The organism is Mycobacterium sp. 852014-52450_SCH5900713, from assembly GCF_001667075.1.
Classification (GTDB): domain Bacteria; phylum Actinomycetota; class Actinomycetes; order Mycobacteriales; family Mycobacteriaceae; genus Mycobacterium.
This window is the reverse complement of record NZ_LZIL01000072.1, coordinates 14702-36876: the sequence shown is the minus strand read 5'-3', so window position 1 is coordinate 36876 and position 22175 is coordinate 14702. Positions and strand designations below refer to the sequence as shown.

General features: G+C 65.3%; 26 protein-coding genes and 1 tRNA gene. 17 read left to right on the top strand and 10 right to left on the bottom strand.

The window, feature by feature from the left end; all coding sequences use genetic code 11:
• Nucleotides 1–19: 19 nt before the first annotated feature.
• Nucleotides 20–109, top strand: a tRNA-Ser gene (locus A5773_RS22000).
• A gap of 153 nt (nucleotides 110–262) precedes the next feature.
• Nucleotides 263–742, top strand: a complete 480-nt coding sequence (locus tag A5773_RS21995; protein ID WP_197505372.1) for a CAP domain-containing protein — start codon at nucleotides 263–265, stop codon at nucleotides 740–742.
• A gap of 111 nt (nucleotides 743–853) precedes the next feature.
• Here the strand turns inward: A5773_RS21995 and A5773_RS26810 are convergent, their stop codons facing one another.
• The 3 genes from A5773_RS26810 to A5773_RS21985 all read right to left on the bottom strand — a co-directional run bounded on the left by A5773_RS26810 (nucleotide 854) and on the right by A5773_RS21985 (nucleotide 4266).
• Nucleotides 854–1381, bottom strand: a complete 528-nt coding sequence (locus A5773_RS26810; RefSeq protein WP_369817389.1) for a hypothetical protein — start codon at nucleotides 1379–1381, stop codon at nucleotides 854–856.
• A gap of 33 nt (nucleotides 1382–1414) precedes the next feature.
• The gene (locus A5773_RS21990; protein ID WP_067792560.1) at nucleotides 1415–3052 is read right to left on the bottom strand and encodes a DUF4185 domain-containing protein; all 1638 of its coding nucleotides are present in this window, start codon (nucleotides 3050–3052) and stop codon (nucleotides 1415–1417) included.
• A gap of 80 nt (nucleotides 3053–3132) precedes the next feature.
• A complete protein-coding gene (locus A5773_RS21985; protein ID WP_067261719.1) occupies nucleotides 3133–4266 on the bottom strand; it encodes a 1,4-beta-xylanase in 1134 nt (377 codons plus the stop codon).
• Between the two features lie 200 nt (nucleotides 4267–4466).
• Between A5773_RS21985 and A5773_RS21980 the strand changes: the two genes are divergently transcribed.
• From A5773_RS21980 to A5773_RS21950, 8 genes are all read left to right on the top strand, one after another.
• The gene (locus A5773_RS21980; RefSeq protein WP_066954901.1) at nucleotides 4467–4853 is read left to right on the top strand and encodes a DUF2237 family protein; all 387 of its coding nucleotides are present in this window, start codon (nucleotides 4467–4469) and stop codon (nucleotides 4851–4853) included.
• A 70-nt stretch (nucleotides 4854–4923) separates the two neighbouring features.
• Nucleotides 4924–6186 (top strand): sulfotransferase, encoded by a 1263-nt coding sequence (locus A5773_RS21975; protein WP_067261717.1) that lies wholly within the window; start codon nucleotides 4924–4926, stop codon nucleotides 6184–6186.
• Between the two features lie 18 nt (nucleotides 6187–6204).
• Nucleotides 6205–7446, top strand: a complete 1242-nt coding sequence (locus A5773_RS21970) for an MBL fold metallo-hydrolase (protein ID WP_067792557.1) — start codon at nucleotides 6205–6207, stop codon at nucleotides 7444–7446.
• On the top strand, nucleotides 7443–8192 hold the full coding sequence (locus tag A5773_RS21965) for an SDR family NAD(P)-dependent oxidoreductase (protein ID WP_067792554.1): 750 nt from the start codon (nucleotides 7443–7445) through the stop codon (nucleotides 8190–8192). The genes A5773_RS21970 and A5773_RS21965 overlap by 4 nt, the downstream gene beginning before the upstream one ends.
• A gap of 15 nt (nucleotides 8193–8207) precedes the next feature.
• On the top strand, nucleotides 8208–8687 hold the full coding sequence (locus A5773_RS21960; RefSeq protein ID WP_067261710.1) for a VOC family protein: 480 nt from the start codon (nucleotides 8208–8210) through the stop codon (nucleotides 8685–8687).
• Between the two features lies 1 nt (nucleotide 8688).
• Entirely contained in the window at nucleotides 8689–9660 is a 972-nt protein-coding gene (locus A5773_RS21955; RefSeq protein ID WP_067792551.1) for an LLM class flavin-dependent oxidoreductase, read from the top strand.
• A 221-nt stretch (nucleotides 9661–9881) separates the two neighbouring features.
• Complete coding sequence (locus A5773_RS26150; protein ID WP_156659606.1) at nucleotides 9882–10028, top strand: hypothetical protein; 147 nt, start codon at nucleotides 9882–9884, stop codon at nucleotides 10026–10028.
• Nucleotides 10029–10070: 42 nt separating this feature from the next.
• Complete coding sequence (locus tag A5773_RS21950) at nucleotides 10071–11069, top strand: D-2-hydroxyacid dehydrogenase family protein (RefSeq protein ID WP_066954883.1); 999 nt, start codon at nucleotides 10071–10073, stop codon at nucleotides 11067–11069.
• On the opposite strand, the gene A5773_RS21945 is transcribed toward A5773_RS21950, so the two are convergent.
• From A5773_RS21945 to A5773_RS21930, 4 genes are read right to left on the bottom strand one after another with little or no spacing between them, the layout of a single operon-like run.
• Nucleotides 11070–11684 carry a TetR family transcriptional regulator gene (locus A5773_RS21945; RefSeq protein ID WP_066954880.1) on the bottom strand — a complete coding sequence of 205 codons (615 nt, stop codon included), beginning with the start codon at nucleotides 11682–11684 and terminating at the stop codon, nucleotides 11070–11072. It abuts the gene before it with no gap.
• Nucleotides 11681–12454 carry an SDR family NAD(P)-dependent oxidoreductase gene (locus A5773_RS21940; RefSeq protein ID WP_066954878.1) on the bottom strand — a complete coding sequence of 258 codons (774 nt, stop codon included), beginning with the start codon at nucleotides 12452–12454 and terminating at the stop codon, nucleotides 11681–11683. Before A5773_RS21940 ends, A5773_RS21945 begins: the two co-directional genes overlap by 4 nt.
• Nucleotides 12451–12951 carry a VOC family protein gene (locus A5773_RS21935; protein ID WP_066954875.1) on the bottom strand — a complete coding sequence of 167 codons (501 nt, stop codon included), beginning with the start codon at nucleotides 12949–12951 and terminating at the stop codon, nucleotides 12451–12453. The genes A5773_RS21940 and A5773_RS21935 overlap by 4 nt, the downstream gene beginning before the upstream one ends.
• Nucleotides 12948–14027 carry a dihydrodipicolinate reductase gene (locus A5773_RS21930; RefSeq protein WP_066954975.1) on the bottom strand — a complete coding sequence of 360 codons (1080 nt, stop codon included), beginning with the start codon at nucleotides 14025–14027 and terminating at the stop codon, nucleotides 12948–12950. The genes A5773_RS21935 and A5773_RS21930 overlap by 4 nt, the downstream gene beginning before the upstream one ends.
• 106 nt (nucleotides 14028–14133) lie before the next feature.
• Here A5773_RS21930 and A5773_RS21925 point away from each other — a divergent pair, with 106 nt between their 5' ends.
• Nucleotides 14134–14991, top strand: a complete 858-nt coding sequence (locus A5773_RS21925; protein ID WP_067792548.1) for an SDR family NAD(P)-dependent oxidoreductase — start codon at nucleotides 14134–14136, stop codon at nucleotides 14989–14991.
• Between the two features lie 8 nt (nucleotides 14992–14999).
• Nucleotides 15000–15389: a DUF1330 domain-containing protein gene (locus tag A5773_RS21920; RefSeq protein ID WP_067792545.1), complete on the top strand. Its 390-nt coding sequence runs from the start codon at nucleotides 15000–15002 to the stop codon at nucleotides 15387–15389.
• On the opposite strand, the gene A5773_RS21915 is transcribed toward A5773_RS21920, so the two are convergent.
• The gene (locus A5773_RS21915; RefSeq protein WP_066954866.1) at nucleotides 15386–15883 is read right to left on the bottom strand and encodes an adenosine-specific kinase; all 498 of its coding nucleotides are present in this window, start codon (nucleotides 15881–15883) and stop codon (nucleotides 15386–15388) included. The genes A5773_RS21920 and A5773_RS21915 overlap by 4 nt on opposite strands.
• 123 nt (nucleotides 15884–16006) lie before the next feature.
• Between A5773_RS21915 and A5773_RS21910 the strand changes: the two genes are divergently transcribed.
• Genes A5773_RS21910 through A5773_RS21895 form a run of 4 tightly spaced genes read left to right on the top strand, consistent with a single transcriptional unit; the run spans nucleotide 16007 to nucleotide 20022 of the window.
• Nucleotides 16007–17362 (top strand): wax ester/triacylglycerol synthase family O-acyltransferase, encoded by a 1356-nt coding sequence (locus tag A5773_RS21910; RefSeq protein WP_067261695.1) that lies wholly within the window; start codon nucleotides 16007–16009, stop codon nucleotides 17360–17362.
• Nucleotides 17363–17366: 4 nt separating this feature from the next.
• Nucleotides 17367–17852, top strand: a complete 486-nt coding sequence (locus A5773_RS21905) for an NUDIX domain-containing protein (protein ID WP_066954860.1) — start codon at nucleotides 17367–17369, stop codon at nucleotides 17850–17852.
• Nucleotide 17853: 1 nt separating this feature from the next.
• The gene (locus A5773_RS21900) at nucleotides 17854–18759 is read left to right on the top strand and encodes a haloalkane dehalogenase (protein ID WP_066954856.1); all 906 of its coding nucleotides are present in this window, start codon (nucleotides 17854–17856) and stop codon (nucleotides 18757–18759) included.
• A 36-nt stretch (nucleotides 18760–18795) separates the two neighbouring features.
• Nucleotides 18796–20022 carry a cytochrome P450 gene (locus tag A5773_RS21895; RefSeq protein ID WP_066954853.1) on the top strand — a complete coding sequence of 409 codons (1227 nt, stop codon included), beginning with the start codon at nucleotides 18796–18798 and terminating at the stop codon, nucleotides 20020–20022.
• Between the two features lies 1 nt (nucleotide 20023).
• On the opposite strand, the gene A5773_RS21890 is transcribed toward A5773_RS21895, so the two are convergent.
• On the bottom strand, nucleotides 20024–20392 hold the full coding sequence (locus A5773_RS21890) for a hypothetical protein (protein WP_067792542.1): 369 nt from the start codon (nucleotides 20390–20392) through the stop codon (nucleotides 20024–20026).
• Between the two features lie 227 nt (nucleotides 20393–20619).
• On the opposite strand from A5773_RS21890, the gene usfY reads away from it, so the two are divergent.
• Nucleotides 20620–21000: a protein UsfY gene (gene usfY, locus A5773_RS25730; RefSeq protein WP_232001936.1), complete on the top strand. Its 381-nt coding sequence runs from the start codon at nucleotides 20620–20622 to the stop codon at nucleotides 20998–21000.
• A gap of 88 nt (nucleotides 21001–21088) precedes the next feature.
• Here usfY and A5773_RS21885 read toward each other — a convergent pair whose 3' ends face one another.
• Entirely contained in the window at nucleotides 21089–22159 is a 1071-nt protein-coding gene (locus A5773_RS21885) for an ATP-dependent DNA ligase (RefSeq protein WP_066954847.1), read from the bottom strand.
• Nucleotides 22160–22175: the final 16 nt, after the last annotated feature.

Here is a 22175-nt window from a genome sequence, read left to right as displayed (position 1 = left end):
GTTCGGTAAGCTGCTCGGCGGTGGCGTGTCCGAGCGGCCTAAGGAGCACGCCTCGAAAGCGTGTGACGGCTAACACCGTCCGAGGGTTCAAATCCCTCCGCCACCGCCAACACCTTCACCTGCTATCGCGGGTGGGGGCCGCCCCTGCGTTCTCACGCGGATCCCGCGTGTCGGTTTAGCAAAGACGATTTTCGGCCAATCTCGGTCGATGGTGGCTAGCATTTATTCACGGACAAATTCGATGCGCGCGGCAAGAGGCCACATGACGAAGAAAGTAGAGATCGTCGCCATCCTCTCCTGCTGTTGCGTCCTCACTACGATGCCGGGCACGGTTGGTGAATTCGTCGCGCGCGCAGACGATTCCGGTGCGGTGCTGTATAGCGGCGTCAACGGGCTTCGTCAGCCGTGTGGGCCACTGGCAGATGATCCCCGGTTGAGGGCGGCAGCGCAGCGGCACGCCGAAGACATGCTGCGCACCGGTTTAAGCGGCCATATCGGTTCCGACGGCTCATCGCCGCGGACGCGTATCGCTGATGCCGGCTACACCAGGGCCCCTGCCACCGGCGAGATCGTATTTTGGGGCACCGGATCGGCCGGGACTCCCGCCCAGGCCGTCGACTCATGGATGCAGAGTCCTCCACACCGGGGGATCATCGTCAACTGTGCTTTCACCGCGGCCGGATTCGCCACCGCCTCTGACGGCAACAAAATGACTGCGGTGGGAGACTTCGCGGCCTCCTAGGTCCTTGCTATTCAATCTCGGTTGGTGACGGTAACGGGATGCTGTCTAATGCTTCGAAGGATCGTCGTGCCGCATTGCGATGTATCCAGTGAGATGCCGCTTAGGCGGCGTCTACACATGGGGCAGCCAACCCGAGCCGTGCGGCGACAGCACAAACCCACGGCCTTGCGGGTCCTTGCAGGCGGTCATTCCGGAGTTGTCGACTCCGCACGTGAACCCATTCACGGAAAGGGAATGAAACGGAGGAAGCGTTTTGATGGGTTGGTCATCGATCACACGAGACGGCTCCCCCTCGTTGGTTTGCTTCAACCCTGTCGTAGTTCCTATCCAATTCACCGCAGCGCGACTGGCATTGGTGTTGCCAGTGGCGGGAGGTATCGCCGGGAAATTATTTCCACTGCACTGCGCTTGGTCGGGCAAAAAATTGCAAACTATACCGTCAGGTGTGAGGAAGTAAACTGTCGCTAGCGGTGGCCGTCCTGGATTAGGAACGTCGATCGTGTAGTCGGCGGGTGCTGCGACAGCATATTTACTCAGGTCGGGAAACTTGGGTCCGTCGGCATGCGCCGCGCAAGCTGCTAATAAAGCGGCGCCCGCTAAACCGGTGACCCGGAACAGATTTAATAGCACCGTCTTCATCCTATCGAAGTCCGCAACGAAGGAAGTTATGGATCACTGGTGGAGATTCAATTGGAATTCGCGGGTATCGTATGGAGCACCGACCGGCTGGTGATCGGGTCCCTTGGATGTGTTCCATTCACTGACAAACATCCTGAGGTTATCAAGCGTCGAGCCAGGCAATATATATCCCCCGTACGGCTGGTGCATGTAGTTTGCAGCGGTCCTGTCGCCGTTTTGGACAACCATGGTCGGGTTTACGTCTGGACTGAAGATACCAGTCGGGCTCGAACCGATACGTACCTCAACACTTCCACCATGCGCATCCACATTGAAACCAGACAGGACAGGTTTGCCGCCGATCTCGCGCAAGCTGAGCTCACCGTAGCGATCGTTAGTTACTTGTACGGGACGGTCCACCGGAGTTCCCCAATCTTTGCCAGTCCAAGGTTGCCAACTGCCGCGGTCCCACACTTTGTCAGGATCTGCGCGGTACATGGTGACGCCTCGGCTGCGGTCGAAGGAATCTGCCGCGATGTAGACCTTGCCGTCGGACCCCTTGTAACCGCTGACCTGACTGGGGGCGTCACCCGCCGCACGCAATGAATTCGGCACCATGGTCCACCCCTTGCCCGGGTCGCCATTGACTTCCACCAACCATGAAGCGACCGGTTGGAGATCCCCCTTAGTACCCGTCACCATCATGTATGTTTTTCCGCCTGCAGTTATAGTCCCTGCAGGCAGGGTGTCAGTGACGCCCGCCGCCTCGTTTGGGATAGGAAATAGCTCATGGCCGCTATCCTTCGCTCCGGTCAACGGCGCGCCGAAGTGCGGGCGTCCGTCGGCGTCGAAGGTCACCGGGACGGCCACTGATCGATAATGATCACCTTCGCCAACTTTGTTGCCGGAAAACGAATCACCGAAGATCGCAAGGAATTTCCCCGGCTGTCCGGGCACCTCGACGATCTCACCAAGATCTGCCGCGCCGATTCCCGGGATGCCAGGAACGGCACCAGTGCCGGCGACGGGTCCGAGATCTCTAACCTCGCCCCGTAACGGCTGTTCGAGCGTGTCGTCGATGTTCGCGGGCGGATCGTAACCCTCGGTGTGCAACGAGCCCAGCGCTTTATGCAGCGTGTCGGAGTAGGCGTTGCGGATCGAATTCATCTGCTTCACCGCGTCACGGACGTCATCCACAGCGTCGGCGTGGGCTGCGTCCATGATCATGTGCAGCTTTGCTACCTCCTTCGGCGGAAGGCTCGGATCCCGCAGATCCGCTTGCGCGGCGCCATAAAGCTTGTCGAGAAACTGCAGCTGATGGTCCAAGGTGGCAATCTCGGCGGCACCCTGCTTCTGTGCGTCGGCCAACGCGGCCGCGATGTTCTCTAAGTCAGCGCCGATTTTGGGCAACTGCTCCGATTGCGCGCCAAGGGATTTCGTCACTCGCTGAACTTCGGCGGAGTCGTTGATCGGGTTGTCACCGTTCTGGTGGTTCCACGACTCGGCGAAGCGCTTCTGGGCTATCTGGAAGGCATGGTCGGCTTCGGCGGTGTGTCGGCCCGCGGCATGAAACGCCTCGGCCAGGCGTGAGATTTGAAACGGGCTACCCGCCTGCAGGCTCTGGTTGATCGCCCACGGGTCGCCCCCGCCCGAGGCGATCAGCTCTGGTTCGCTCAGATGAGTCAGAGTCACCGCCGCCCCCTTCTGCGGCTCAACCCTACTACCGCAAAAAGGGCGGTCAACGGCAAATTCGGCTAACCGAACAGCCCCGCTCAGGCTTGGCTGCCGGCCAGTTTTCGGGTCGTCAGCGCTTCGGTGTCCTGGAAGGGCCGGCCGTCGGGCCGGAGCAGGTCGTGGAACCAGACTTTGGGGATCGCGGTGTACGGGTGGTCCCACGATTCCCAGGGAAAGTAGGTCTGGGTCTTTCCGGCGACCAGACCCCAGTTGATGGCGCCGACGTTGTGGCGCTTGGCCACCGGGAGGATTCCCTCCACGGTGCTGCCCCGGGGCCGGGCCATGTACTCCGTGCAGAGGATCGGCCGCCCCAGGGGGGCAAGCTCGCCGATCCGGGACTCGAAGCCCGCGGGCTCGGCGTAGGAATGGAACGTGATGACATCGGCGTTGGCGAGCTGGATGTCGCTGATTGCGCTGCGGCCCTGGGGTTGTCCCCAGTCGCCACGCCACACGCCGCTCGTGAGCGGCTGACTGGGATCAACCGCGCGCGCCCAGCGGAACACTTGGGGAAGCAGGTTGGCGACCAGCTGATCCTTATCACTGCGCTCGGTGCTCCTGTACTGCCGCGCGGGGTTGTCCGGCTCGTTCCACAAGTCCCAGCCCAGAATGCGGTCGTCGCTGCGGAATTGGGTCAACACCGCGGTGACGTAGTCGCGCATGACGCCGGCGTAGCGGGGGTCGCCGAGCCTTTCGGCTCCCGGGCTCTGCACCCAGCCGGAGTTGTGCACGCCCGGCCGCGGCGCGCGTTGTCGACCGGCCTTGGGTGCCGGGTCCCAGCACGAATCGAAGAAGACGAACAGCGGTTTGATGCGATGGCGCGCGGCGATGTCGACGAACTGCGCAAGGCGCGTCTGGAAGCCGCGCTGGTCCTGCGCCCACAGCTGATCGTGGAGGAACACCCGGGCGGTGTTGTGCCCGTAGAACCTGGCCCAGCCGAGCTCGGCGTCGATGCGCCGCGGGTCGTAGGTGTCGGCCTGAAACATCTCCAGCTGGTTGATGGCGTTGGAGGTGATGTAATTCGATCCGACGAGGAAACCTTGCGCCTGATACCACCGGTTGGCGCGGTCGGCGGGCCACCGACCCGGTTCCTCCGCGGAGGCGCGTGGCGCTCGCGCCAGCGCGGTGCCGGCTGCCAGCAGAAGTGGCAGCTTGAGGGCCGTTCTTCGTTGCACGATGTGACGATAAATTTTCCCGGCGATTTCCCCGGGATTTGCTCAGCGCGTCGCGCCAGCTTGACGTGGGAATTGTTATCGGTTCGTCACTGGCGCCCGCACTCACGCCGCCCCACCCGCACCGCAGCCGGACAAATTTGCCCCGGCGGAGACGGCAAAGTTACTTCAAACTTCACCCCCGGGAGCGCAATACTGAACCCGTGCCCGATCGAAACGTGTTAGGCGGCCCGCTGGAACCGTGCGGCACAGAACCCGTGACCGGGTACTACCGTGACGGCTGTTGCTCGACCGGCCCCGAGGATCTCGGCCGGCACACGATCTGTGCGGTCATGACCACGGAGTTCCTCGAGCACCAGCGTTCCATCGGCAATGACCTTCAGACACCGGTTCCCGAATACCGGTTCCCGGGCCTGTTGCCCGGCGATCGCTGGTGCGTCACGGCGCTGAACTGGCTGCGGGCGCACCAGGATGGCTGCGCGGCACCCGTGGTGCTGGCCTCCACGCACGAGCGCACCCTCGAGGTGGTGCCCCTCGAGGCGCTGGAGGAGCACAAGGTCGACGTGCCCGACGACTTGGCGAACCTGTAGGACCACAGCAGATCGACACCTGACGTCTGTGTCATATTTCTCTTCGACGACACGTCGAAAAGAGGATCCGGTGGGCTCTGCCGTTGACGAGATCGACTTCGACGACCTGACCGCGCCCAGGCTGACCGACGTCCAACGCCAGATCCTGGAATTCACCGAGGCCAAACATGTCGACTTCGACATCGACCGGATGCTCGCGGAGGCCGTCGAGCAGGCCGGAGTCGACGACCTTGACGATGTCGACGGCTTCGGTGATCGGCTCGCCGCGCACATCGCCGCGATCGAAGCCGATGAGGGTCTGCGCCAGCTCACGCGCTCGTCGTTGCGACAACGCGTCGTACGGTTGCTGCGCAACCGGTTGTCCCTGACCGAGCTCCTCAAGCGGTACCCCGAGATCGAAGCCATCCCGATCGAGCGTCCGTTCATCGTCGTCGGGATGCCGCGTTCGGGCACCACTCATCTGGTGAATCTCATTGCCGCCGACCCGCGCCGGCGGGCCCTGCCGTATTGGGAGAGCCAGGAGCCGATTCCGGCGCGCGGTCAGGGGCCGGACATCCCCGGGGTCGACCCCCGTTATGCGCGAGCCAAATCCGAGCACGACGCGTTGATGGCCAGCGCTCCGGTGGTCGCCGCCATGCACGACCGGTTCCCCGAGGCGATCGAGGAAGAAGTCGAACTGCTCGACCTCGACGTGGCCGCCTATGTCCTGGAATGGCATGCGCGCGTGCCGGATTGGCGCGACTACTACCTGAGCCTGGATCAAACCCGGCACTACGCATACCTGAGAAAGGTTCTGCAGGCGCTGACCTTCCTGCGCGGTCCGCGGACCTGGGTCCTGAAAAGCCCGCAGCATTGCGAGCAGCTCGGCCCGCTCATGGCGACGTTTCCGGACGCTACCGTGGCTTTCACGCACCGCGATCCCGTCGCGGTTATCCAGTCGGCGATCACGATGATGGCCTACTCCGATCGGCTGCGGCGCACAAGCATCGAGCCCGACTGGCTGCTGGACTATTGGAGCGACCGGGTGCACCGGTTGCTCAGCGCTTGCGTGCGCGACCGCGATCTCGTCCCGGCCGAACGCAGCATCGACGTCAGCTTCCACCAGCTGAACGGCAACGAAATGCAGCTGCTTGAAAGGCTTTACGAATGCGGTGGCGTCGACCTGCCGCCGAAGGTGCGGACGCGCTTCCAGAAATACCTGGGCGGCAATCCGCGCGGCAAACACGGCCGCATCCACTACGACCTGCAAAAACACTTCGGCGTCACGGCCGACGAGCTGCGCCGACGATTCGACTTCTACTTCGACAGGTTCGACGTCCTTGCCGAGAGCTAACCGGAAGGCGACACATCGATGAATTTCGAACCGGTCTACCGCAACAGGCCCGGGGCCGACGCCATGCGCCCCGCGGCCGCCGAACGGGCCGAGGAGATCGCGCCCGGTCTGTGGGTCTCACCGGGGCTGTCGAATTCCTACCTACTCACCACCCGTGAGGGACGGGTGATCGTCAACACCGGCATGGGTTTCGAGGGCCCGGTGCATCGGGCGAACTTCGACGCCGTCGACCCCTCGCCCGTGCGCTACATCATCTTCACGCAGGGCCATGTCGACCACGTCGGTGGTTTGGACAGCGTGCGCGACCCCGACACCACCGTCGTCGCGCAGGCCAACTGGACGCTGTGGCGCGACGACAACGAGCGCCTCATTCCGTATCGCGCCAGCCGTAGCGCCTTCTCGTTCAAGGACACCCTGGCGACCGGTGTCCAAGCCGTTCAGCGGCGGCTGGGGAGTAGCCGGCTGGCCGGCCAAAGCGTTCCCGTCGTCGACCTCGATTTCGAGGACACCTTGACCCTGGGGGTCGCCGGTCGGCGGATGGAGCTGATCTCGGTGCCCGGCGGCGAGACCACCGACTCACTGGTGGTGTGGCTGCCGGATGAGCGTATATGTTTGTGCGGTAACGTCTTCGGCCCGCTCTTTGGGCACATTCCCAACCTGGTCACCATCCGTGGCGACCGGTACCGCGACGCGCTGACGGCCAGCGCGTCCGTGGAGCGGGTGCGCGACCTGCGGGCCGACCTCCTGGTGACCGGTCATTTCGAACCGATAGCCGGGGCCGAGCTGATTTACGCCGAACTGACCCGGCTGCGCGACGCGATCCGGTACGTCCACGATCAGACCGTCGAGGGGATGAACGCCGGCAAGGATGTCCGGACCCTGATGCGCGAGATCGCCTTGCCCGCGGAATACGAAGTAGGACAGGGCTATGGAAAGGTGGCCTGGGACGTGCGGGCCATCTGGGAGAACTACTCCGGCTGGTTTCACCACGAGTCAACCACCGAGCTCTATCCGGTCGGGTTCGACGCCGTCGCGGCCGACGTGGTCGAGCTGGCCGGGGCCGACGCATTGGTGAACCGGGCGCGGGCACACCTCGCCGACGGTCGCCCGCTGCAGGCCATCCACCTCGCCGAGCTTCTTCCGTCGGACCATGCCGGGGCCCGGGACGTGCTTCGGGACGCCCACGAAGAACTTCTCGCCGGCAGCACGAACTTCTGGGAAACCGCCTGGCTGAGAAACCAGATAGCGAGGAACTCATGACGGCACGCGTCAGCTTCGACTTCACCGGGACCACGGCCCTGATCACCGGCGCCACCAGCGGGATCGGGCACGCGACCGCCATGTTGTTCCGCGACGCCGGCGCCCGCGTCGCCATCACCGGAACCAAACCGGCGGCGGACGACTACGAAGTTGACCTGTCCGGCATGGATTATCACCAGCTCCAGATCAGCGACCCGGATTCGGTGGACGCGCTGGCGGACAAGTTCACCCGGCTCGACGTACTGGTCAACAACGCCGGCGCCAATTTCCCTGGCGGCCTTGACGAATCCAGGCCCGATGGGTTCGAGGCCTCGGTCGCGCTGAACCTCACCGGGCCGTACCGGTTGACGGTCGGGCTCTACCGCGCCCTGAAGGCGTCGACCGCCGCGGGCGGCGCCAGCGTGGTGAACCTGGCGTCGATGTCTGCGCTGCGGGCCGTTCCCCTGGTGCCCGGATACGGGGCGGCGAAGGCGGGGATCGTCTGCATCACAAGGAACCTAGCGGTCAAATGGGCCAGTAAGGGAATCCGGGTGAACGCGGTGGCGCCGGGCGCGATCGACACCCCGATGACCGCGCCCATGCACGGCTCGGCCGAATTGGTGGAGTCCGAACTGGCGCACATCCCGCTGCGCCGTTTCGGTTCGGTCGGGGAGATCGCCCCGACCATCGCCTTCCTGTGCACCGAGCAGAGTAGCTACACCAGCGGCGCGGTGTTCGTCGTCGACGCCGCGTCGGACTGCGTCTGAGACACGAGGGAAGACATGTCAATTGCGTTGCGGCCCGAGGACTTCTACCACACCGGCATCATCGTGCCCGACCTCGATGCGGCCATGGGCCGACTGAGCGCGCTGGCCGGCTACCGGTGGATCAACCCGATGAGCTACACCCTGCCGTTCCGCACCCCGGCGGGTGTCCGCGAATTGACCTCGACGATCGTCTACTCCTTGCAGAGTCCGCACCTCGAACTCGTGCAGGAGGTGCCGGGGAGCCCGTGGACGGCAGCGCCGGGCAACGCGGTCCACCACCTGGGCTACTTCAGCGACGACCTGTCCCAGAGTGCGCGTGCGCTGGAGGCCAACGGCTTCACGCTCGAGATGACGGCGGACGTCCCCGGCTCCGACCTCGGGCTATTCGCCTACTACACGGACGCTTTCGGCGCCCGCATCGAGATCGTCGACCGCGCGCTGTTTCCCGACTTTCCCGCGTTCCTACGGTCTATGGCGGGGTCCGAGGGGGCATGACGTGTTGCTGACTGTGCTGCGCTTCAACTTCGCCTCGCCGCAAGGCGAACCACGCACCCAGAGCGGGTTGTTGTCGGCCGCCCTCGAACTTGCGCAGTGGGGCGAATCGCACGGCATCACCTCCATCAGTGTCGACGAGCACCACGCGACCGGCCACGGCTGGAGCTGCAATCCGATCATGGCCGCGGCAATGTTCTTGGCCCGAACGTCGAGGCTGATCGCCAGCGTGGATTGTGCGCTCGGCCCGCTCTGGAATCCGGTCCGGCTCGCCGAGGACATCGCTCTCGTCGACAATATGAGCCGCGGCCGGTTGCACACCACGGTCGGCCTCGGGTACCGCACCATCGAATATGGCGCAATGGGCGTCGATTTCGCGCGCCGGGGCGCTCTGATGGACAGCCTGCTCGAGCGGATGCTGTCGGTATGGTCCGGCGCCGAGGCCGAAGCGGGAATCTGCACCGGCACCTGGACCCGGCCGCATCCGCCCCTGTACGTCGGCGGCGGCGCCCGTGCCACGGCGCGACGTGCGGCACGATTCCGGCTACCCCTCAGCCTCGCCGACCACCTGCCCGACATCGCCGCCTACTACCGCCAGCTGTGTGCCGACGCCGGCATGACGCCGCTCATCCTCATGCCGGGACCGGTTAACCGCGGAATGATCTTCCTGCACGAGGACCCGGACCGGGCATGGGCCGAACTCGGCGACCACATCCTTTGGGAGGCGGTCACTTACGGCGGATGGTCGACCGACCAACGGTCCCTGATGCATTTGCCCGGCGTGCAAACGCTGGACGAGGTCCGTGCGTCGGGCCGGTACCGCTTCCTGACTCCCGACGAGCTGATCGCCGAGGTGCGCGACGCCGACGACTACGGACCGCTCGTGATGCACCCACTGGTCGGTGGCATGCCCGTCGACGAAGCGTGGAAGTCGGTCCAATTGCTCACCGACAAGGTCCTGCCCGCGCTGAACTAACGGGCCAACCGCAGATTGCGCCCCGGAATAAGCGGGTATGCGGCCAGCCATGAAATCTGGAGCAAGGACCCTGACGCTCGTCGGCGGCGCCGCCGCACTCGGTTTGGCGGTCGCCCTAAGTGGTGGTACGGGCGCAGGCACGTCGGCGAGCAAGGCGCCCGAGGCGCCGCCGACGCCCACGTCGTCCAGTCCGGCCCCACCGCCCGTTCCCGGTGGGGCCTATGGGGGCAGCGGGAGCACAGGCACGGGTGGCGGCGCCGCTGGGGGTGCTGGCGGAGGCGCCGGTGGGGGCGGTTAGACGCGAGCTGGCGACCTATCGCCGGGCCCGGCCCAACGACCCATATCGCCGCGACCACAACCAGGGCTAGCCGCCGCATCACCAGACCAAGCGTCGGTGCTTGAATGGTGAGATGGGTGACCCCGCGCCCCAAGTGGCGATTTTGGACGACTATGCCAAAGCGGCCCTGCGGCTTGCCGACTGGTCATCGGTGCAAAACCGTTCCCGCGTAACCGTTTTCGATCGCCACCTCTCCGAGGACGAAGCGGCGGAAGAGCTGCGGCCATTCGATGTGATCTGCACCCTGCGCGAGCGGATGGCGCTACCGCGAACGCTGCTCGCGCGGCTGCCGAACTTGAAACTGATCACGATCGTCGGAAGAAGCCTGCCCAATCTGGACCTGGATGCGGCAACCGAGCTCGGCGTCATCGTCGCCCACACCGACTTCGCCCATCCGCGATTCCGATCCGTGCACGACGCCACCCCCGAATTCGCCTGGGGGTTACTCATCGCCACGGTACGCAACCTGGCGGAAGAACACCGGCGCATGCGAGGCGGCGGCTGGCAGGTGACGACGGGTCTCACGTTGTCCGGCAAGACGCTCGGGTTGCTCGGCCTGGGCCGGGTGGGCAAGCGGATGGCCGAATACGCGAAAGTCTTTGGCATGGACGTCATCGCGTGGAGCCAGAACCTCACCGCGGACGCCGCCGCGGCGGCCGGCGCGCGCCGGGTCGAGAAGGCGACGCTCTTCGAGGAGTCCGACGTGGTCTCCATCCACGTCGTTTTGTCTGAACGCACCCGCGGTCTGGTGGGTGAGCCCGAGCTGGCCCTGATGAAGCCGCAGGCATACTTGATCAACACGTCGCGGGGCCCGATCGTCGACGAGGCCGCGATGATCGTGGCTCTCGAGACCGGGCGCATTGCCGGTGCGGGGCTGGACGTCTATGACGTCGAACCGCTGCCGTCGGATCACCGGTTAAGGCAGCTTCCGAATGTGACGCTGTCGCCCCACCTGGGTTACGTCACCCGTGAGATGCTCGCCGCCTTCTACTCCGACACTGTGGAGGCGGTGACCGCGTGGCTGGACGGGGCCCCGATCCGGATCGCGAACCCCGAGGCGTTGCGGGGTTGATCAGGTGCGCTTCCGTTTCCAGTGCTGGCTCTTGACCGCTTCGAGTGCTTCGGTGACGTAGCGGTCCAGTGGCCAGGGGCGACCCGACTGACGTACCCATTGCTGGAAACCGAAATCGGCTGCTGCGAAAGCGAGTTGGACCAGCAAGCCGGGACGGAGGTCGGCGTCGGAGTTCACGCCCATGCGCTCGGCGATCAGCTTGGCCGCCCGCTCCTTGTCGGCGGGCGTGTGAACGGTCACCTTACGCAGCAGGTCGGGGGCTACCAGCAGCGCTTCTCGCCACTCGTCGGTATCCGCCTGGTCGAACGATCGGGTCCGCGTGATGATGGCGTTGATCAGTGCGACATCGGGTGGCTCACTCGCGGGCCGCTGCTCGAGCAGGTTGACGATCGCTGCGCCGCCATGGCGAACGGGTGCGAGCAGCAGCTCTTCCTTCGTTGGCACGTACCGGAAAAATGTTCGCGGCGAAACTCCTGCGGCAGAGGCGATTTCCTCGGTCGTCACGGCGTCGTATCCGCGCTCGACGAAGAGCCGGAACGCCGCGCGCCTGATGTCGGCCCGGATCTGGGCGCGCTGCCGGTCCCGCAGCGATTCTCCTCTGGTGGGAAGGGTCACCGGAAGCAGCCGATTCCACCGTCGACGTGAATGGTCTGGCCGGTGATGAACGTCGCGTCGCTGCCCAGCAGGAAGGCCACCAGCGCGCCCACGTCGGTGCGGACATCCCCTATCCGTTTCATCGGCACGCGCCGCACGGCCTTCTCGTACTCTCCGGGGGCGAACGACTTCCAGAACTTCACACCGTCCGATTCGGCGAACGGGCAGATGACGTTGACCCGGATGTTGTCGCGCCCCCACTCCAAAGCGGCGACCTTCGACAGGCCCCGGATGGCCTCCTTGGCGGCGGCGTATCCGCCCCATTTCGGCTCGCCGCCGGTGCCCGTCCCGGAGCCGAGATTGACGATCGAGCCGCCGCCCGCCTCGACCATCACGGGGTGCACGGCCTGCATGAGCAGGAAGGTCGCCCGCGGGCCGACGTCGTGACCGAGCGCGAAGTCCTCGGTGGTGATATCGACGAACGCCTTGGGCTCGTTGGTGGCGATCGCATTGTTGACCAGGCCGTGCACCGTGCCGAAAGCGTCGACCGCGGCCGTCACAATTCGTTGGGCGCTGTCCGGGTCGCGCAGGTCAGCCGTCAGCTTCTCGACGCGTCCCAACGCCGACAGTTCGGCGGCCGTCTTGCCCAGCAACTCGTCCTGGATGTCGACCAGCAGCACCGCCGCTCCGCGTTCCAGCAGTGCGGCGGCGGTGCCCTTGCCCACGCCTTGGGCGGCGCCGGTGACGATTGCGACGTGCTCGCGCATCGAGGAGGGATGGCTGTAGGTCATGTGACCGGTCCCATCCGCAGCGGGGTCCCACGATGCATCTCGTAGGTGCTGCGCGCTCCGTCGGGCAGCTGGATGAACTCGACCGGGGTTCCGTCCGGGTCCTTGACGAAAAACATTCGCACCCCGCCGATTTCGAAGGGTTTCTGGTCGGGCGGGTAGCCGGCCGCGCTAACACGGCGGTGGGTGTCGTCGAGATCGGGCACCGACAGGGAGACGTTGTGAATCCCGGTGATACCGCGACGCGCGGGCCGCTGATCGGCAGGGCTCGCACCCAGTGAGAGCAGTTCAACCATCAGCCCGCCGAGCAGCCCGCCCACCACCCGGCCCTCCTGTTTGCGGGTGGCGTGCAGCACCGCGTCGAAAGGCTCACCGGAGATGAGGGTTTCGAACACGATCTCCATGCCGAGCAGGTCGCGGTAGAACGTCAGGGCACGGTCCATGTCGGTCACACCGACGACGAGGTGACAGAACGATACGTCGCCGAGGGCGCCGGTCATGACGAGGCGAGTTGGGGTGCCGGGCGGCCCGCGAACATGGGCAGGTCCAGGTAAGTCTTGATGCCGGGTCCGGCGGCGCAGACGTCGGGGATCGCGTTGACGCAGTGATTGGCCGTGGCCACCACGCCGGGGTTCTTCACCAGCCCTTCGGCGATCGTCTCGGGCTGCAGACCCTTGAAGGTGAGGCTCACGGTGGGATCACCGGTGATCTCCACCTCGAAGCGTTCGCCCCGGCCGCCGAAATTCCACGCCGGCTCCAGGTTTTCCTCACCCATCAGCCAGTTGACCGCGGCCGTGATGACCGGCTCGCCGTCTACCAGGGCCTGCCAGCGGAACCGGCGCGCGGCCACGGTTCCGGTGGTGATCGGGAACGGTGCGTAGTCGATGTCGGCGGTCGCGACGGCGACATCCTGGATGGTCCTGATGTTCGGTTCGATGCGAAATCCCATGTGATCTGCGATCATTCGCACCGACTGCTTGAATCCGGCATCGAGCAGCCCGGCCATGGGCCCTTGCATGGCTTCCTCGGGGGTGCCGCCGAAGCCCATGATGTGGCGCACGACGTCCGGGGCGTTGTAGGTGCGGATGTCGGAAAATTCCTCGGCGCGGATGTGGGTGACTGCCGACGACAACGACGAAAGCATCAGCGGGAATCGTTCGGTGATGCCCCCGGGGTGGATCCCCGAACCGTGCAGGGTCACCTTGCCTTCCACCGCCGCGTCGGCGACGGCCTGGTGCCGGCGGTTACCCGGATCGGGATACACCCAGCCGACGGGCGTGACAACGTTCTTGCCGGATCGCAGGATCGCGATCACCTCGTCGTCGTTGGGTATCAGCGGGCTGTACATGACGCAGTCGGCGTCCAGCGCCAGGATCTCGTCGATGCTGGAAGTGGCGGTGACACCGAGGTCCTCAGTTCCGAGGATTCGCCCGACGTCGACCCCGTTCTTGTCGGCGCTGTGCACCCAGCAGCCCGCCAGCTCCAGCTGCGGATGGTTCAGGACGCACGCGATGGCCGCCTTGCCGACGCCTCCGGTCGCCCACTGGATGACACGAAGCTTGGACGGACTACTCATCTGCTGACCTCCGAATTGCATGCCTTTACACGCCCACGACCGGACTGGCACAGTATGACCCGCTGACAGTGACTGTCAACATCGACTGCGAGTGGGAAGGCCTGTCATGAGCATCCTTGACGGCAAGGTCGCGATCGTCACCGGCACGAGCCGCGGTGTGGGCGTCGGCATCGCCCACGAACTGCTCCGCGCCGGTGCCACCGTCGTCGGCTGTTCGCGTTCGCCGCTGGACGCCATCCCCGGTTGCGAAACCGACTGGGCCGCCAGGGCCTACCAGAAAGTGTGTGACCAAGGGGACTACCGCGCGATCGATTCCTTCGTCGCCGACGTCGTCGCCGAGCACGGCCGGATCGACATCCTGGTGAACAACGCCGGCGGTACCGTTCCGGCGCCGCACGCCGACAGCATTCCCGAGCTGGTGCAACGCATTCAGGGGGCGCCCGCCAGCGACGACGAATATGAGCGCACCGCGCTGTTCCACGCGTACGCGGTGCAGATGAACCTCATCAGCCCGCTCTGGTTCGCTATCCGCGTCTACCGGCAGATGCGTACCCAAGACGGTGTTGGCTGCATCATCAACATCTCCAGCGGGGCCGGCCATCCGGCCGGGTCGCCGACGTTGGTTTCCTATGGCGCGGCCAAGAGCGGGCTCAACCATCTCACCCGCTCGCTGGCCGAGGAGTGGGGGCCCAAGGTGCGGGTCAATTGCATCGCGCTGGGGCCGACGATGACCGAGAACTTCCGGTCGTTCGTGTTGCCCAAGGACGACCCAACGGGCGCAGAGTATTTCGCCGCGATTCCGCTACGGCGCGCGGGCGACCCCGCGGAGGTGGGCAGGGTCTGCGTGTTCCTGGCCGGCGGGGAGGCCGACTTCGTCAACGGCACCACCATCGAGCACGACGGTGGCATGCTGCCCGGCGTGCTGTACGAGGCAGGCCTGAAGACCATCACCGATCTGCTCTAATCGTCACCATGAGCAACTTGGAGCCCACCGCCGAACAGTTCGCGGCCCTGGCCGCGCGGCCTGCCGACGCACCCGTGGTGATGGTCAACCTGTTGAAGTTCAAGACCCCGGATGGCCTGGGGTCCTACCTGCGCTACGGGCAGGAGGTCGCACCGCACCTGCAGCGGGTGGGTGCCACCGTCCGTTACGCGGGAACCGCGCCGGCCTTCGTCATCGGTGACGGCGAAAAGCCATGGTGGGACGCCATTCTCATCGTCGAATACCCGACGCCGCAGGCGTTCATCGACATGGTGACCACTGCCGAGTACGCCGAAGTGCACCAACACCGCGCCGCAGGGCTCGATCGGGGTGATCTGATCGCCACGTCGGTATGGTCACTCGCGGGCGCTGACACTTAGAGCTTGTAACCGATAGCGCGCAGCAGATCGTGGCGCTCGGCCGCGTCGCGGTCGCCTTCCACTCCGACGGGAGTCTGACCGTCGATGACACCCACGATGCCGCGACCGCGCGGGGACTCCGCGACAATGACTTCAACGGAATTGGCTGTGGCGCAGTAGATCCCGCAGACTTCGGGCACCGCTTTCACGGGGTTGAGGACATTGACCGGAAAGCCCTCCCGCAAGAAGATCACAAAGCTATGTCCGGCCGCGATGGCCAGCGCGGCGCGAGTTGCCAGGTCGACCAAGTCCGCGTCGTTGCCGCTGTGGCGAACCAACCGCGGTCCGGACGCTTCGCAGAAGGCCACGCCGAACCGCAGCGATGGGCTCACGCCGACCAGGGCCTCGTGCAGGTCTTCGACCGTTTTGACGAAATGCGCCTGACCGATGATCACGTTGACATCCTCTGGCTTGTCAACGGCCACCACATCCCAGGTCAACGATGGTGTCGTCACGAACCCATGCTGCCACCCGGCTGCGGGCCTACGGTACGGCCTTTTGTCCTTTCGGTCGGGTCGAAAGACCGCGATGTTCGAAGAGCGCCTTCGGCCCGGCGTCCGTCGAGGTCTAATTGATGGATGGAACTGATGATGCCCACCGACGCGATATTTTTGCTGGGAGAGTCGCGGGAACACCCCATGCACGTCGGCGGTCTGCAGTTGTTCGAGCTGCCGGAGGGCGCCGGCCGCGGCTTCGTCCGTGACCTCTACGACCGCTTGGTCGCGCAGGATGATTTCCAGCCCACATTCCGCAAGCATCCGGCGACGTTCGTCGGTGGAATCGCGAACCTGGGCTGGTCTTACGACAAAGACGTCGACATCGACTACCACGTCAGGCGCTCGGCGGTGCCGTCGCCCGGCCGGATCCGTGAACTGCTCGAGCTGACCTCGCGGTGGCACAGCAGCCTGCTCGATCGTCATCGTCCGCTGTGGGAAACGCACATCATCGAGGGTCTCAAGGACGGCCGGTTCGCCATCTACACGAAGATCCACCACGCACTGATCGACGGCGTCTCCGCGCAGAAGCTGATGCAGCGCGCGTTGTCGACCGATCCCGACAATCGTGAGATCCGCGCGCCATGGAGCCTGCCCAAAAGCAAGCGCAAGAGCAACCCGGTAAGCCCGCTGACTTCGGCGCTGCGGGCGGCGGGATCCCTTGCGGCGCTCGCCCCGTCGACGCTTTTGCTGGCCCGAGCGGCGCTGTTCGAACAGCAGCTGACGCTGCCGTTCGGAGCCCCGCGCACCATGCTGAACGTCAAGATCGGCGGCGCGCGCCGCTGCGCCGCGCAGTCATGGTCGTTGGACCGCATCAAGAGTGTCAAGAAAGCCGCCGGCGTGACGGTCAACGATGTCGTCCTGGCGATGTGTTCAGGCGCCCTGCGCTACTACCTGCTCGAGCAGAACGCGCTACCGGACACACCGCTGATCGCGATGGTCCCCGTCAGCCTCCGCACCGAAGACGAGGCCGACGCCGGGGGCAACCTCGTCGGAGCCATCCTGTGCAATCTCGCCACCGACACCGACGATCCCGCGCAGCGACTGCAGACGATCAGCGATTCGATGCGGAGCAACAAGGAGGTGTTTTCGCAGTTGCCTCGTTTCCAGGCGCTGGCGCTGTCCGCAGCCAATACGTCAGCGCTCGCGTTGGCGGCGGTCCCCGGCTGGGTGGCGTCGACGTCGCCGCCGTTCAACATCATCATTTCCAACGTGCCGGGGCCTACCCAGCCGATCTACTACGGGGGCGCCCGGCTCGACGGAAACTATCCGCTGTCGATCGCGCTGGACGGACAGGCGCTGAACATCACGCTGGCCAACAACGCCGGAAACCTCGACTTCGGCTTGGTGGGATGCCGTCGCAGCGTGCCGCACCTGCAGCGTCTGCTCGCGCACCTCGAGTCGTCGCTCAAGGACCTGGAACGCTCGGTCGGGTCCTGAGCGAATGCCGAAGCTCAGTGCGGGTGTGCTGTTGTACCGGACCCGCGACGGCGTCGTCGAGGTCCTGATCGCCCATCCGGGGGGCCCGTTCTGGGCGCGAAAAGACGACGGGGCGTGGTCGATTCCAAAAGGGGAGTACGCCGAGAGCGAAGATCCGTGGGCGGCCGCGCAACGCGAGTTCTTAGAAGAACTCGGGCTTTCGGCCCCGGCCGGGGCCCGGCTGGATCTCGGCCAACTCAAACAGTCCGGCGGCAAGCTGGTCACCGCCTTCGCCGTTTGCGGCGACTTGGACGTGACCGACGCGCGCAGCAACACCTTCGAATTGGAATGGCCGAAGGGTTCGGGCAAGTTTCGCGAGTTCCCGGAAGTCGATCGGGTGGGCTGGTTTTCGGTGGCGCAGGCCCGCGTCAAGCTCCTGAAAGGGCAACTCGAATTCTTAGACCGATTGATGGCGTATCCCGATTTGGCGGGGTTACACGAAGGGACCTGACATGCAGACGTTACGCACACCCGACGAGTCGTTCGACCGCGTGCCCGACTTTCCGTATGCGCCCAGGTATTGCGAAATATCGGACGGCGAAGGCGGGACGCTGCGGGTCGCCTGGGTGCAAGACGGCCCCGAGCGCGCCGACCCGATCCTCATGCTGCACGGCGAACCGTCGTGGTCTTTCCTGTACCGCAAGATGATTCCGGTACTTGTCGGCGCCGGACACCGGGTCATCTGCCCCGATCTGGTCGGGTTCGGTCGCTCGGACAAACCAACCCGCCGCGAGGATCACAGCTACGCGCGCCACGTCGAATGGATGCGCGCGGTGGCCTTCGACGTCCTCGACCTTCGAAACGTGACCCTGGTCGGCCAGGACTGGGGCGGGCTGATCGGTTTGCGCCTCGCCGCCGAACACCCCGATCGATTCGCCCAGCTGGTCGTGGCCAACACCGGCCTGCCGACCGGGGAGCAGCCGATGCCCGACGTCTGGTGGCGTTTTCGCGAGGCGATCACCACCGCGCCGGAGCTACACGTCGGCGCGTTCGTGCAGGGCGGCTGTCGGCAACCGATGAGCGACGACGTGCGCGCGAGCTATGACGCGCCGTTCCCCGGCGACGAGTACTGTGCGGGTCCGCGGGCCATGCCGGGCTTGGTGCCGACCTCGCCGGACGATCCCGCGGCGGCGGCCAACAAAGCGGCGTGGGCCAAACTCTCGGCGAGCCCCACTCCAATGCTGGTCGCCTTCAGCGACAGCGACCCGATCACCGGCCCGATGGGCGCCATCTTCCAACGCGAGATGCGCGGCGCGCAGGGAATCGATCATCCCCTGATCCGCGGCGCCGGACACTTCCTGCAAGAGGATGCGGGCGAGGAGCTGGCGGGCCACATCGTCGAGTTCCTCCGTCGCTGAAACTACGTGCGGTCCGCCTAGGGGCAGAATGGCCGCATGACGACCGCGCCGACCGATTCCCAGGGGTTGCTGCTGCAGCTGCTGGACCCGGCCAACCGGCCCGACCCGTATCCACTGTGTGCGCAGTTTCGCGACGGCGGCGCGCTGCAATTGCCCGGCGCCAACCTGACCGTCTTCTCAAGCTACCGAGACTGCGACGAGGTGTTGCGGCACCCATCGTCAAGCAGCGACAACGTCAACTCGACGGTCGCCAAGCGGCAGGCCGAGACCGGCACGGCGCCGCGCAGGCAGGGCCCGCCGGGCTTTTTGTTTCTCGATCCACCCGATCACACCAGGCTGCGCAGGCTGGTCAGTAAGGCATTCGCGCCGAAGGTGGTGAACGCGCTGGAACCCGATATTCGTTCGCTGGTCGACGGAATGCTCGATCGGGTCGCCGAAAAGGGCCACTTCGACGTCGTCGAGGATTTCGCCTATCCGCTGCCGGTCGCGGTGATCTGCCGGCTGCTCGGCGTGCCGCTCGACGACGAGCCCCAATTCAGCCGTGCATCCGCCCTGCTCGCCCAGGCGCTGGATCCGTTCTCGACGATTACCGGAGTGCCGCCCGAGGTCGCGAATGAGCGACAGCAGGCCGGAACGTGGCTGCGCGAGTACTTTCACGGCCTGGTCGACCGCCGCCGTTCGACACCCGGTGACGACCTGCTGTCGGGGCTGATCGCGGTGGAGGAGTCCGGAGATCAACTGACCGAAGAGGAGATTGTCTCCACCTGCAATCTGCTCTTGATCGCCGGACACGAGACGACGGTGAACCTGATCGGGAATGCGATGTTGGCGATGTTGCGCGATCGCGGCCAGTGGAGCCGGTTGGGCGCCGACTCCGGACGAGCGTCGGCCATCGTGGAAGAGACCCTGCGGTTCGACCCACCCGTACAGCTGGTCGGGCGAATTGCTCTCGCCGACATGATGATTGGTGGAGTCGAGGTACCAGCGGGCGATGTCATGATGTTGGTCCTCGCCGCCGCCCACCGTGACCCTGCGGAATTCGACCGGCCCGATCTCTTCGACCCGGAGCGGAAAGGATTGCGACATCTGGGTTTTGGTCGGGGAGCGCACTACTGTCTGGGCGCGCCGCTGGCCCGGCTGGAAGCAAGTGTCGCGCTGGCGGCGGTAACCGCGCGCTTCCCAAACGCGCGGCTGGACAGCGAGCCGCAGTACAAGGCCAACGTCACGCTGCGCGGACTGTCGCGGCTGTCCGTCGCGGTCTAGATCACCCGCGCTCCCAGGGCGGGCTCTCGCCCATCTTCTTGTAGTACTTCGCCAAGTGGCTCTTTACACGGTCGACGTCCGCCTTCGGCAGGTCGATGCCGCCACGGGCGCCGTCCATGATGGCGCCGGCCGCCATCACACCACGCGGCACAGCCTTGAGGTCGCCGCCGACGACATCGGCGATCAACAGTTTGTACGCCGTGAAGTTGTCCTTCTTGGCGTTGTCGTACCAGACGTGGGCGTCGCGGTACTTCTGGTTCGGTGCGTCCTGCGCCTCGGCCCATTTGCGGACGCGCTTCTCGGCGGCGTCACCGTCCCACTTGCGGTCGCGATCGGCCAACGGCAGGTCCTGAAACGCTGTCACTGACATGTACGTCCGCGTGCCCGCCCGCGGCGGGCGCTAAACGCCGGGGCCGTCGAATGGCGGCTGCCTTTTCGCGCACGGCCTCCACGATGCGTGGAGTTTCCCTGTCTCTGAGCTGCGCGAAAGCAGGGGGCGCCCAAGTTTTCGCCAGATCCGCCGAACCTACCCCCGACGGTAATCGTCTTTATAAGTAACGAATGCCGCCACTCGTCCGACGACCGAGGGAGAGGATGATGGGAGACAGGCATCACGATCCAACTGATCATTTCCGGACCACGCAACCGCACGCCGGCATGACGATGAAGGACAACCTCTTATGGCCGGGGCTCATCCTGCTAGCTATCGGGGTATCCGGGATGATAAGCACTGCGGCGGTCGCGGCCTACGGACATTACGAATGGATCGCCACGACGGGATTGGTCGCCGGACTGGGAACCATCGCCGGAGCGCTGTGGTGCGTTGTAGAGCGTCGCCGTGTGGCTCGGATCGACGAGCAGGTACATCGACTGCGGCGACGCCCGCGACGCCAGCGCGCCGACGGCTCAGAAATGATCGGCGAATTGGCAAGGGAATTAAGCGAATTGGATGCATCAGGCGTGCAGCGAAAGTGCTGATCGCGGGTGCATCGCGCTCATAAAAGCGATCAGCGAAGTCCAGCTGACGGCGCGGTCGTCTTTTCCTGCCTAACCAGCCGCCGCCTTTCTAGCTCGATCCCAAACCGGGCACGATGTCGCCGAGGCTGAAGGTGACCGGCTGTTCGAGTTGTTCGTATGTACACGAGCGCGGCTCGCGGTCCGGGCGCCACCGGTTGAACTGCGCGGTGTGACGAAAGCGCCGGCCTTCCATGTGGTCGTAGCGAACCTCGACAACGCGCTCCGGACGCAGCGGCACGAACGAAAGATCCTTTCCGGCGTTCCAGCGCGAGAATTCGTTCTTGCGCGGCGTCCGTTCGCCGGCCTCATGGGCAGCCCAATTCCACGGGTGGTCCTCGAAACCGGTGACGAGCGGCTGCAGCTCGGTGAACAGGCGCCGTCGTTCGGCCATTGGAAAGGCGCCGATCACCCCGACGGACGCGAGCTGACCATCCTCTTGGTAGAGCCCGAGCAGCAGCGAGCCGATGGCGTCTCCGCCGGACTTGTGCACGCGGTAGCCGGCGACCACGCAGTCGGCGGTCCGCTCGTGCTTGATCTTGAACATGACGCGCTTGTCGGGCTGATAGGTGACGGTCAGCGGCTTGGCGATCACACCGTCGAGGCCGGCCCCCTCGAATTCGTCGAACCAGCGCCGCGCAACCTCAACATCGGTGGTGGCCGGAGTGACATGGATCGAAGGCCCCGAGTCCGCCACGGCATCGACGAGGGCGGCGCGCCGCTCGCTGAATGGTCGCCGCAGGTAGTCTTCGTCGCCCAGGGCGAGCAAGTCGAATGCGATGAAGGACGCCGGTGTCGCCTCGGCGAGCATCCGCACCCGCGAATCTGCTGGGTGGATGCGCTGTTGTAGTGCCTCGAAGTCCAGGCCGTGGTCGGTTGCGATGACGATCTCCCCGTCGATCACGCAACGCTCGGGCAGCTCCGCGCGGACCGCGGCCACCAGCTCGGGGAAATAGCGCGTCATGGGCCGTTCGTTGCGGCTGCCCAGCTCCACTTCGTCGCGGTCACGGAAGCAGATGGACCTGAATCCGTCCCATTTCGGTTCGTATGACGCATCGGGCGGGATCGACCGCACCGATTTGGCAAGCATCGGCGACACCGGGGGCATGACGGGTAAGTCCATACGCCGATTGTGCTGG

Bases quoted from the DNA above. Each gene is read 5' to 3' on its own strand.
- A5773_RS21900 (WP_066954856.1), top strand. From the start codon at position 17,854: ATGCAGACGTTACGCACACCCGACGAGTCGTTCGACCGCGTGCCCGAC.
- A5773_RS21965 (WP_067792554.1), top strand. From the start codon at position 7,443: ATGACGGCACGCGTCAGCTTCGACTTCACCGGGACCACGGCCCTGATC.
- A5773_RS21960 (WP_067261710.1), top strand. From the start codon at position 8,208: ATGTCAATTGCGTTGCGGCCCGAGGACTTCTACCACACCGGCATCATC.
- A5773_RS26150 (WP_156659606.1), top strand. From the start codon at position 9,882: ATGGGGGCAGCGGGAGCACAGGCACGGGTGGCGGCGCCGCTGGGGGTG.
- A5773_RS21890 (WP_067792542.1), bottom strand. From the start codon at position 20,392: ATGTCAGTGACAGCGTTTCAGGACCTGCCGTTGGCCGATCGCGACCGC.
- A5773_RS21895 (WP_066954853.1), top strand. From the start codon at position 18,796: ATGACGACCGCGCCGACCGATTCCCAGGGGTTGCTGCTGCAGCTGCTG.
- A5773_RS21930 (WP_066954975.1), bottom strand. From the start codon at position 14,027: ATGAGTAGTCCGTCCAAGCTTCGTGTCATCCAGTGGGCGACCGGAGGC.
- usfY (WP_232001936.1), top strand. From the start codon at position 20,620: ATGGGAGACAGGCATCACGATCCAACTGATCATTTCCGGACCACGCAA.
- A5773_RS21935 (WP_066954875.1), bottom strand. From the start codon at position 12,951: ATGACCGGCGCCCTCGGCGACGTATCGTTCTGTCACCTCGTCGTCGGT.
- A5773_RS21885 (WP_066954847.1), bottom strand. From the start codon at position 22,159: ATGGACTTACCCGTCATGCCCCCGGTGTCGCCGATGCTTGCCAAATCG.
- A5773_RS21920 (WP_067792545.1), top strand. From the start codon at position 15,000: ATGAGCAACTTGGAGCCCACCGCCGAACAGTTCGCGGCCCTGGCCGCG.
- A5773_RS21970 (WP_067792557.1), top strand. From the start codon at position 6,205: ATGAATTTCGAACCGGTCTACCGCAACAGGCCCGGGGCCGACGCCATG.
- A5773_RS21950 (WP_066954883.1), top strand. From the start codon at position 10,071: ATGGGTGACCCCGCGCCCCAAGTGGCGATTTTGGACGACTATGCCAAA.
- A5773_RS21940 (WP_066954878.1), bottom strand. From the start codon at position 12,454: ATGACCTACAGCCATCCCTCCTCGATGCGCGAGCACGTCGCAATCGTC.
- A5773_RS21905 (WP_066954860.1), top strand. From the start codon at position 17,367: ATGCCGAAGCTCAGTGCGGGTGTGCTGTTGTACCGGACCCGCGACGGC.
- A5773_RS21910 (WP_067261695.1), top strand. From the start codon at position 16,007: ATGGAACTGATGATGCCCACCGACGCGATATTTTTGCTGGGAGAGTCG.
- A5773_RS21995 (WP_197505372.1), top strand. From the start codon at position 263: ATGACGAAGAAAGTAGAGATCGTCGCCATCCTCTCCTGCTGTTGCGTC.
- A5773_RS26810 (WP_369817389.1), bottom strand. From the start codon at position 1,381: ATGAAGACGGTGCTATTAAATCTGTTCCGGGTCACCGGTTTAGCGGGC.
- A5773_RS21925 (WP_067792548.1), top strand. From the start codon at position 14,134: ATGAGCATCCTTGACGGCAAGGTCGCGATCGTCACCGGCACGAGCCGC.